Annotated in this window: 4 protein-coding genes; 3 read left to right on the top strand and 1 reads right to left on the bottom strand. The window is 39.0% G+C overall.

What is annotated here, in order from left to right; all coding sequences use genetic code 11:
* Together A5875_RS06675 and rplS are read left to right on the top strand one after the other, a co-directional pair.
* Positions 1-389: transcriptional regulator (locus A5875_RS06675; protein WP_088932882.1), on the top strand; the 389-nt coding region annotated here is incomplete at its 5' end.
* A 141-nt stretch (positions 390-530) separates the two neighbouring features.
* On the top strand, positions 531-878 hold the full coding sequence (rplS, locus tag A5875_RS06670) for a 50S ribosomal protein L19 (RefSeq protein ID WP_010746105.1): 348 nt from the start codon (positions 531-533) through the stop codon (positions 876-878).
* Between the two features lie 102 nt (positions 879-980).
* Here the strand turns inward: rplS and A5875_RS06665 are convergent, their stop codons facing one another.
* Complete coding sequence (locus A5875_RS06665) at positions 981-1,583, bottom strand: DUF1349 domain-containing protein (RefSeq protein WP_088932881.1); 603 nt, start codon at positions 1,581-1,583, stop codon at positions 981-983.
* A gap of 187 nt (positions 1,584-1,770) precedes the next feature.
* Here A5875_RS06665 and A5875_RS06660 point away from each other — a divergent pair.
* Positions 1,771-2,456 (top strand): GntR family transcriptional regulator (locus A5875_RS06660; protein ID WP_088932880.1); only part of this gene is annotated, 686 nt, incomplete at its 3' end.

Here is a 2,456-nt window from a genome sequence, read left to right as displayed (position 1 = left end):
ATGAAGAAGAATCAATTCAAGAACATGTAATGAAACTCCCGATTGATCTTGAGCAATATCCCATACCTAAAGGAAATGCCTTAAGAGAAGATCAAGTAGTCTTAGAAAAATTTCCAGATGCTGGCGCCATTCGAGAATTGTATCGCAGAAGGAAGATGACTACTAAAGAGAACATGGTGGATTTCTTATTATTTCCGGGGATTCAAGAAGTTCAGGATCATTGGCGGGATGCGAGTAAGTATTATTTAATAGAAAGAAACAGCTGCCATTTTCTAGTAAATGTAACAGAAAATGCTGTACTCACTCGCAGATTAGCTATTGATGTTAGCGGAAAATCCTTTGAACTTGCGGGAGATAAGTTCATTAAGACACGGCGGAAATTAAAATAAAGTATTTCTGACAAGAATTTTGTCTTTACAGATAGAGAATCCTCTGTTACAATGTTCAGGTGAGTGTAAAACTCATCTATTATACGATATTCCGCTGGGGCAGCCGTCCTAAGAATGTTTGGAATAAGGAGAATGATAAAAATGAATCCATTGATTCAAGAACTAACTCAAGAACAATTACGTACTGATATCCCAGCTTTCCGTCCTGGGGACACTGTTCGCGTTCACGCGAAAGTTGTCGAAGGAACTCGCGAACGTATCCAGTTATTCGAAGGCGTTGTAATCAAACGTCGTGGAGCTGGCATCAGCGAAACTTATACTGTACGTAAAATCTCTAACGGTGTTGGTGTGGAACGTACTTTCCCACTACACACTCCACGTGTTGCAAAAATCGAAGTTGTTCGTTACGGTAAAGTGCGTCGTGCAAAACTTTACTACTTGCGTGCATTACACGGAAAAGCAGCTCGTATCAAAGAAATTCGTCGTTAATCTTAAAGATGTCTTTCGAACCCTTGAGAAATCAAGGGTTTTTTTGTGTATACGGAAAAAGAGCTAGTCTGAGAAGGCCAGCTCTTTCTTATTGAGTTAATTTTACTTATCAGGCAGCTGGCCATCATGGGCAGGCCATTGACAGTCTGTCAACTGCATGTCTGTAAAGACAGCTTTAAAAGAGGAAGCCTCCGGTGAGCAGGCATAGACGCCGAATTTGACACTAGCATTTCCCTCAAGCATGTGGCAGATCCGCATTTGCTGGAATTTTTTGCCATCAGTGGAACATTCGATGCAGTAATCATCTTCACGTCTACTTAGACGGTACCACATAGATTTGATGTTGGCATCAATTTCGGTCGTTGCCCAATCGGAGTATCCGTGATTTGTGACGACACTGCCTAAGTGCTGATAGTTTTCATGTTCATACTCAATCGACCCCTTTAGCCAGTTCTGACTATCTAGATACATCACGATACCGCACTGATCGAAGCGATGATGGCTCTCAGTAAATGCAGTTTTTACAATAAAGCTAAAATATTTTTGGTCTGTTTCTATTTGGAAAACCGGTGCGTTATCGTTTTGGAAATGATAGTAGGTATTTTGCCAAAGATCGGTATGAGGTTTTGTTATGACTTCGAGTCTATTTTCCGATAGTTGATAGCTTTCCGGTAAACGCGTCCAGTTAAACTTTTGCAAATCCATAATAGGCCTCCTGAAAATTTGTCTTAACAAAAGACTAGCAAAAACCCAGCGAGATAGCTATCAAAAACTCTAGCTTAGGTAAATAGCTGGGTAAAATTTTTTCGAGTCGGTAGGATCTAACTTTGCAAACGCTAATCTAAATGCTATTCTAATAAATGAAGACCAATCGTTGGGAAAGGTGGAACGTATGAAGAAGACTCGTGTGCTGTATTTAGAAGTTGCTGAAAAAATAAAAGAGGATATTTTTTCCGGTAAATATCCGGTTGGCACGATGCTGCCGACAGAAACTGAACTTGAGAAGCTTTTTGATGTAAGCAAGATCACGGTAAGAAAAGCTATTGAGTTATTGGCAGCGGATGAATATGTGGAGAAAAAGAGTGGAAAAGGAACGACCGTTCTGAGTGAACGACCTTATAACAAATTATCAAAAGCGATCAGTTTTACTCAAATTTTGGAAAACTCCCATTTGACTATTGAAAAGATCAATCTTGATGTCAAAGAGGTTAAACTGACTGTGGAACATAATGCCTTCAAATATTTTGGTGCTGAGGCGGTTTGCTTTCAACGGATGTATTTATTAGATGGAAAACCATATATTTATTTCAATCATTATTTACCTGTTGGATTGAAAAGGGTTACTAAAGAAGACTTGGAGCAAGAATCTTTGTATAGAATTCTTTATCAAAATGGCTTGGATATCGAACGCTTTATAGATGATTTTGTGGCAATTACATTAAATGCGGAAGAACAGCAGCTGCTTGAAACGGATGAAAAGCTCGCTTTGAAAAGAATTCGTAAATCGTATGATTATGATCGAAAAGTGGTCGAGTATTCAGAAGGACTGTACAATACATCTGATCATGCGTATCAAAT

This window comes from Enterococcus sp. 3H8_DIV0648, assembly GCF_002140655.1.
Classification (GTDB): Bacteria; Bacillota; Bacilli; order Lactobacillales; family Enterococcaceae; genus Enterococcus_A; species Enterococcus_A hulanensis.
Note: the sequence above shows the minus strand (reverse complement) of the source record. Positions and strands in the feature narration are given on the sequence as shown.

Bases quoted from the DNA above. Each gene is read 5' to 3' on its own strand.
- rplS (WP_010746105.1), top strand. From the start codon at position 531: ATGAATCCATTGATTCAAGAACTAACTCAAGAACAATTACGTACTGAT.
- A5875_RS06665 (WP_088932881.1), bottom strand. From the start codon at position 1,583: ATGGATTTGCAAAAGTTTAACTGGACGCGTTTACCGGAAAGCTATCAA.